Raw genomic sequence first — 7,193 nt, forward strand, 5'->3', positions numbered from 1 at the left:
GGGAGGATCACCACGACCGCCCCGAGGACCAGGGCGCACAACGGGGTTCGGAGGGCACCGGGCACGGACCGATCCTTTCCGATCACCCGGGGTTCCGACAGACTTCGCCGCGAACCCTCACGGCTTCTCCACGCGCGGGCCGCCCACCCGTCGTCCGCCGGCCGGAAGGGGGTCGATCGGAAGGGGGCCACGGACACCCCCCGTGGTGTGGTACACCTGTGGGCGCCCCGTGAACGGTCGGTGCCCGCTCACGGGGTGTCATCCCGCCGCGCCCGGTCCGGCGGGGCTTCGCGCGCCCGCCCGCCGGAGGGGTCCCCTCCGCTTCGCCCGGCTCCTTCGGCGCCTCTTCGGCGCCCCTTCGGCGCCTCTTCCATTTCCCTCCCGCGCTCCGGCCGTGTTCCGTCCGGCCCGGCGCCTCACCGAGCCGCTCCCCTCCCCTCACCTCCCCGCTCCCCCGGCGCGGTGTCGGCCGGGGGCGGCCGGTTGACGAGGGACGACACGCCGGAGGACGCGTACCGGGGCGCGGACCGGGCAGGAGCCGTTCCGCAGCGTTGTCAACCCCCCGGAGTGTGATCATGTCCTCCCCCGAGAACCCCGATCCCACCGGTGGCTCCCGCGCTTCCGGTCCGTCCGACCGGCACTACGGGCCCACGGGGCGGGAGCCGGTGTCGCGCTCCCGTTCCGGCGTGATCGGCCGACGTTCGGAGCGCGCCGGCACCGAGCCGTCGAACGCCCGGTCGGCGCTCCGCCTGCGACTGCGACTGTCGGTGATCTTCATCCCGCTGTTCATCGGTCTGACGGTCGTCTTCGCCGTCTGGTGGGGCACCTCCGAGCCCGGTGACACACCCGGGCCCGCGGAGCTGAGCCTGCTCACCCTCGGCGCCGGTCTCCTGGCCGTCCTGGCCGTCATCAACCTGTTCGTCATCCTGCGCCGCATCAAGCGGGAGCGCGGCACCGTCGAACCCTGAGCCGGCGCGTCCCGCCCGCCGCCCCGGCGGCGGGCGCCGGGACGTGCCCCGGCGCCCCGGCCGTCAGACGTCGACGCCGTGCGCCCGGGCGATCTCCACCAGGCCGCCCGGGTAGGCGCGGCTGGCGGCCAGGAAACCCCACCCGCCCTCGGTGCGGTACAACTCGCCCAGGGTCAGGCCGGTGGCCGAACCCGGCCGGCCCGGCAGGCGGAAGCCACAGAGGAACTCGCCCTCGGCGCTCTCCGAGGACCCCTCGGCCGCCGCCTCCACCCGCACCGACAGATCGGTCAGCACGCCGAAGGTGTGGCCGCGCTCCTCCGCCTCGTGCAGGGAGAGGGCCAGCACCACCCGCTCCGCCTCGGCCGGCAGCCACTCCTGCCGCACGCCGAAGCTCATCTCGTGCCCACCCGGCCCGGCCACCAGGGAGACGCTCAGGTCCCCGCGGGTGACGGTGTTGTTGTAGAAGACGAAGTGCTCGTCGCTGAGGACCGTGCCGTCCGCGTCCACCACCAGGGCGCTGGCGTCCACCTCCGGGTCCTCCTCCACGCCGTCGGCGACCTCCCAGGAGAGCACCACCCGCAACTGCTCGGCCTCCGGCAGCGGGGCGATCCGCTGCCGGGGGGCCAGCCACAGGGCACCGGGGGCGACCACCAGGCCGGAGGTGAGGGGCGCGGCGGCGAAGCCGGAGCCACCGGTGTCCGCTGGCTCCCCCGCCGGGGGCGCCGGCTCCTCCACCGGGGGCACGTCCCCGGCGTCCCCGGCCGCTTCCCCGGGCCCGACCGGCCCGACCGGCCCGGCCGGCTCATCGGGCTCATCGGGTGCATCGGGGGCATCGGGCCCGGCGGGCAGGACGACGGTGGTGGCGGAGGCCGGGACCGGGACGGGCGCGGACACCGCCGGCGCCGCGAAACCGTTGCCCAGCGAGAGGCGGGGGTCGATCCGGGTCGGCCGGTACGCCGGGGGCAGGGGCGCGGAGACCGGCGCGAGCGGGCGGCCGGGGGTCCCGTCACCGTCCCCCGCCGGTCCGGCGCCGGCGTCATCACCGGCGTCACCGGCGTCGGCGTCGGGGAGGTCGGGGCAGGGCATCCCCCGCAGCAGGTCGGCCACCTCGGCCGCCGCCGCGGGGCGCCCCTCCGGGCGCTTGGCGAGCAGGGCGAGGACCAGTTCGTCCCACTCGGCGGGCAGGCCGGGGCGCAGCGCGCTCGGCGGCTCGGGGGTGTCCAGCATCTGCTGCCGCATCAGCGCGTAGAGCGCGTCGGCGCGGAACGGCGATCGACCGGTCAGCAGGGCGTAGAGCATGCATCCCAGCGCGTAGAGGTCGCTGCGCGCCTCGTAGCCACCGGACTCGATCTGCTCGGGCGCCATGTACGCGGGGGTGCCCACCACCAGGCCGGTGAAGGTCAGTCGGGCGTGGTCGCCGGAGTCTGCGAGCACGGCGGCGATGCCGAAGTCCAGCACCCGCACCAGGCCGTCCACGCAGACCATGACGTTGGCCGGCTTGAGGTCCCGGTGCACCACCCCGGCGCGGTGGGCGACCGCGAGCCCGCGACAGATCTGCTCGCCCCACAGCGCCACCTCGGCCGGTGACACCGGCCGGCCCCCTTCCAGCACCTGCTCCAGCGAGCGGCCGTGCAGCCGTTCCATGACCAGGTAGAGGACGGTGCCGCCCTCGACCGCGGCCTCACCGGCGTCGTGCACCGTCACGATGTAGGGGCTGGTCAGGCCCGCGAGCACCTTGGCCTCGCGGTCGAACCGCTCCTTGGCCCGGGGGTCGCGGCGCAGGGAGACCCCGCTCATCACCTTGACCGCCACCCGGCGTTCCAGGCGCAGGTCGTCCGCCTCGAAGACCGCTCCCATGCCCCCCTCGCCGAGCCGCTGCCCGATCCGGTATCGGCCGTCCAGCACCAGCCCGTCCATCCGCACCCCTGTCACGCCACCCTCGCAGAGTTGTTCAGGGGACCATCAAACTGACCCATTTCCGGCCCGTCAACGCGGCGACCGTCGGTTGGCGGACGTGCGCGGACGGTGGCCCGCGAACCCCCCGACGGACGGGACGGATGGGACGGGGGAGCACGGATCCGGCGTCGGGCGCACGCGCCCGCCGGCCCCGGGGCGCGGGGTGCGCCCCGGGGCCGTTCGCGCGCGGGCGGCGCGTTCCCGACGGGCCGGCGCGGAGGCGTTCGGGCCTCCGCGCCGACGGGTCAGCGCAGCGCCGGCTGCGCCAGCCGCGCCAGTTCCAGCGCCTGTTGCGGGAACCACTGGCCGGCGCGCGGGGCGACGACGCCGCGCTCCGGGTCCTGCGGGCCGTCGGTGCCGCGCAGGCACTCGCCGTCGGACTCACCGGGGATCTTGATCCACAGGTGCGCGTCGATCAGCGGGTCGCCGGTGTTGGTGGTGGGGCGCTGTCCCAGGCCCCGGTCCGGCGGGTTGCACCAGGTCTGCGGGTCCGGGTAGGCGGCGTCCTCCGGCGCGGTCCACGGGCCCCGGCCGTTGCGGCTGGTGTCGGTGACGTACGGCGTCCACTCCGCCCGGTCGGTGGTGACGTGCTCGTCGAGCCAGTCCAGGGCCTCCTGCGGGTCCCACCACTGGTTGGGGCAGTCGGCGGGGTCGCCACCCTCGGCCGCGTACGCGAGGCAGCCGGAGATCAGGTTGCCGTAGCGGGCGAGGCTCTCGTCGGTCTGGTAGTTGGAGGGGTTGAGGTAGTAGCCGCGGGCGGAGGCGACGTCGGCCTCGATCAGGCGGCTGACGATGGAGTCCACCCGGTGCCAGTCGCTGTGGCCGGCGTCGAGGTAGACGTTCACCTTCGGCTTGGCGGCCAGGACGTCCACCGCGTAGCGGATCTCGGTGAAGCGGGCGGCGGTGAGGGTTTCCTCCTCGTCGTCCTGGCCGCAGTCGTTCGGCATCAGGGCCAGGGAGTCGGGCTCCAGGATGACGATGGCCGGGTGCGGGCCGATGCCCTTGGCCACGTCGTCGATCCACTCGATGTACTCGGCGGTGTCGGAGGCGCCGCCGGCGGAGTACTGGGCGCAGTCGCGGCCCGGCACGTTGTACAGCGACAGGACCGGCATCGCCTTCTGCCGCTTGGCGTCGGTGACGGTGCGGCGGGCGTCGGCGCGCACGTCGTGGCCCTCCTGGCCGGTGAGCCAGACGGCCTGCGGCGTGGTGATCATCCGACGTATAAGGTCGGCGTCCCGGAGCTTGCCGGCGCGGACCAGGTCCTTGATCTGGGTCAGGGCACCGGGGTTGGGCGGCGGGACGTGGAAGCGGGTGACGGAGGGTCCCTTGCCCTTGCCGGGGTTCGGCCCGGGGCCCTTCCCGGGACCGTGGGCGCCCGCGGCCCCGGCGGTGCCGGCGGCGAGGACCAGCGCGGTCCCGGCGGCGACCAGGGCGGTGAGGGTCCGCAGGCCGCGCCGGCGCGGGGCCGGGCGGTCGGTCGGACGGGTGGGCTCGGTGGTGGTGCGTCCTCGGGTGCGTCTCATCGGGGGCGGCTCCTGGTGTCGACCCGTTGGGCGTTTTCCGTGCGCGTGGACGGTCGGGAGCCCTCCGGGTGGGAGCGCTCCCAAGCCACCGGGACTCTCCCCCCGCCGCGCTCCCGCGTCAAGACACCGGGCGCGAAACCCCGGGAATCCCCGGAAAGCGACGGAAAGCAACGGCGTCCGGGGCTCTCGGCACCCCTGGCCACGGTCCGCCCGGCGACATATGTTGGGAGCATGAGTCGGACGAGCGAGCGCGCCCTGCAGGAGCCCACCCTTCTGGTGCTGACCGCCCTCGCGGACGAACCGCGCCACGGGTACGCCATCACCCGCGAGGTGAAGGCGCTCTCCGGGGGCCGGGTGGTCCTGCGCACCGGCACCCTCTACGGCGCCCTCGACCGCCTGGTGCGGGACGGCCTGATCGAGGTGCTCCGCGAGGAGATCGTGGACGGCCGGGCCCGCAAGATCTACACCCTGGCCGCGCCCGGTCGGGAGAGGCTGGCGGTGGAGGCGGAGAGGCTGGCGGCGACGGCCCGGGAGGCGCGTCGCCGACTGGAGGCCTCCGGTCCGGCGGGAGCCCCGGCGTGATCGAACGGATCCTGCTCCTGTACCCGCGCCGGTACCGGGTGGAGTACGGCGAGGAGATCCTCGCCGTCCACCGGGAGGCGACGGTGGACGCGCCGCCCCTCGAGCGGCTCCGGGAGACGGCGGACATCACCGCCCACGCGGTGCGGATGCGGCTGGGCGTGGACTCCGCCTCCCCCACCGGACGGTTCCTCGCGGACGCCGCGCCGTTCGTGGTGGCCGCGGCGGCGGCCGGGAGCGGGATGCACCTGAGCGAGTGGTACGCCTCGGTGGTCGCCTCGCCCGCTCCCCCGATGCTCTTCCTCGACGCCTGGAGCGCCCTCCTGTTCGCCGCCGCGGTGGTCGTGGTGGGGGCGATCACGGCCCTGACCGGCCGGTGGCGCGCGGGCGCGGGCGCGGTCGCCCTCGGTTCGACGGGCTGGGCCGTGGCGGCGGCGGCCTACGGGCCGGGCATGGGGAGTCCGCTGCCCGCCGTCATGGCGCTGATCACGGCCCTGCTGGTGGTGGCCGTCCCACCGGACACGAGGCCGGCCCCCGAGGCGTGCGCGGTGGCCGGCGCGATGGCCGCCGCCGTGTGGCTGCCCATGACCGCGCTGTACGCCGAGGTCCTGCCGTTCAGCACCGATTACGGCGCCTGGCCCCTACTGGCACCGGCGATCACCGCCCTGCTGTGGGCCCTGCGCACGAGGTCCCGGGGAGTGCGGGAGGTGGCCGTCGTGACCGTGGCCTCCCTCCCGCTGCTCGCCGGCGCGTACGCCAGGGCATGGGGTTACCCGCTCCCGATCGTGGTGATCACGCTCGCCCTGCCGCTGGCCGGCGCGCTGGCCGCCGGCGTGTACGCGCTGCGTCCGCCCCGGCGGACGGACCGCCCCGGTCCCGCCTGAGCCGCCCGGCGCCCCGGCGTCCGACGTCCCGGCGTCCCGGGGCCGGGGAGACCCGGGTCACACTCGCCCTCATATTCAGTTGAACGACATATACTCGCGGCGAAGATAGTCCTTCGAGCGGCCCGTGCCGTCGTGCGGCCCGTGCGACGACCCCGGCCGGTCGCACCCGTCACCCGCCGGCCCGGAACCGGCTCCGACCCGAAGGCCGTCACCCCATGCCGTTCACGCTCTCCCACCCCGCGGCCGTGCTGCCGCTGCTGCGCCACCCCTCCTCCCCGTTCCCCCCGGCCGCGCTGGTCTGCGGGGCCGTCGCCCCGGACATGCCCTACTTCCTGGGCAGCGCGCGCATCCCGGTGAGCGCTCAGTCGTGGTACGAGCCGTTCCTCAACGCCACCACCTCCCACGCGCTGTACGGCCTCCACATCGCCCTGTCCTTCGCCCTCGCCCTCCTGTTGCTGTACCTGGCGGTGCGCCGCCCGGTGATCGACCTGCTGCCCGCCCGGTTCCGCGGGACGGGAGCCGGCCCGGGGGCGGAAGGAGTGCCTGCGGGACCGGCGACGAGGGACGCCGCTCACGGGCTCCGCCGGGTGGGCTGGATACTGCTCTCCCTGCTGATCGGCGTCGCGACCCACCTGGTGTGGGACTCCTTCACGCACTACGACGGCTTCGTGGTCCTCCACGTCGATTTCATGCTCTCCCCTGTCGCGGGGGACCTCACCGTGGCGCGGCTGCTCCAGCACGTCAGCACGGTCGGAGGGCTGATCGCCATCGCCGTGTACTCCATCCGCAGGGTCCGGCGGGCCCGTCGGACCCGGGACCTTCCGGCCGGTGTGCCCGACCGGGCGGCGCTCTCCCCGGGGGCCCGCACGGCCGCCCGGGCGGCGCTGCTCGTCGCCGCCCTCGGCGGCGCCGCGGCCGGACTGCGCGCGCCGGAGGTGTACCGGGCCGGCGCCTCGGGGTGGGCCGCCGTTCAACCGGTGGCGGAGGGGGTGCTCTCGGACGCGGCGAAGAACGGTGGCGGTGCGCTCACCGCAGCGCTCCTGCTGTACGCGGGCGCCTGGTGGGTGCGTCGAGCGCTCCGCCGCACGCCGTCCCCCGAGCCGGGCCGCCCCCCGGTCCTCCCCGCTCCGGGCGGGCCGGGCGGGGCGGACGCCCCCGGCGATCGCGGCACCGTCGCGACGGGGCGGGACCGGGAGGCCCCCGTCCCCGCGGAGTCGGCGGGCACGGCGGCCGACGGCCGGCCGGGCACCCTGCGGTGACCCCCGATCGCCGGCCCCTTGCCG

Annotated in this window: 6 protein-coding genes; 4 read left to right on the forward strand and 2 right to left on the reverse strand. The window is 75.7% G+C overall.

Annotation, left to right across the window (positions count from 1 at the left end; genetic code table 11):
* Positions 1 to 575 precede the first annotated feature (575 nt).
* Complete coding sequence (locus FOE67_RS11320) at positions 576 to 968, forward strand: DUF6343 family protein (protein WP_194444171.1); 393 nt, start codon at positions 576 to 578, stop codon at positions 966 to 968.
* Between the two features lie 63 nt (positions 969 to 1,031).
* Here FOE67_RS11320 and FOE67_RS11325 read toward each other — a convergent pair whose 3' ends face one another.
* Positions 1,032 to 2,900, reverse strand: coding sequence for a protein kinase domain-containing protein (locus FOE67_RS11325; protein WP_182663183.1), 1,869 nt, complete (start codon positions 2,898 to 2,900; stop codon positions 1,032 to 1,034).
* Between the two features lie 269 nt (positions 2,901 to 3,169).
* Positions 3,170 to 4,447: a glycoside hydrolase family 6 protein gene (locus FOE67_RS11330; RefSeq protein ID WP_182663185.1), complete on the reverse strand. Its 1,278-nt coding sequence runs from the start codon at positions 4,445 to 4,447 to the stop codon at positions 3,170 to 3,172.
* Between the two features lie 231 nt (positions 4,448 to 4,678).
* On the opposite strand from FOE67_RS11330, the gene FOE67_RS11335 reads away from it, so the two are divergent.
* The 3 genes from FOE67_RS11335 (at position 4,679) to FOE67_RS11345 (ending at position 7,169) form a co-directional block, all read left to right on the forward strand.
* Positions 4,679 to 5,029: a PadR family transcriptional regulator gene (locus FOE67_RS11335; RefSeq protein ID WP_182663187.1), complete on the forward strand. Its 351-nt coding sequence runs from the start codon at positions 4,679 to 4,681 to the stop codon at positions 5,027 to 5,029.
* Entirely contained in the window at positions 5,026 to 5,910 is an 885-nt protein-coding gene (locus tag FOE67_RS11340; protein WP_182663190.1) for a hypothetical protein, read from the forward strand. The genes FOE67_RS11335 and FOE67_RS11340 overlap by 4 nt, the downstream gene beginning before the upstream one ends.
* 215 nt (positions 5,911 to 6,125) lie before the next feature.
* Positions 6,126 to 7,169, forward strand: a complete 1,044-nt coding sequence (locus tag FOE67_RS11345) for a DUF4184 family protein (RefSeq protein ID WP_182663192.1) — start codon at positions 6,126 to 6,128, stop codon at positions 7,167 to 7,169.
* The last annotated feature ends 24 nt before the right edge of the window (positions 7,170 to 7,193 follow it).

The sequence above is a fragment of the Streptomyces calidiresistens genome (assembly GCF_014141525.1).
Lineage (GTDB): Bacteria > Actinomycetota > Actinomycetes > Streptomycetales > Streptomycetaceae > Streptomyces > Streptomyces calidiresistens.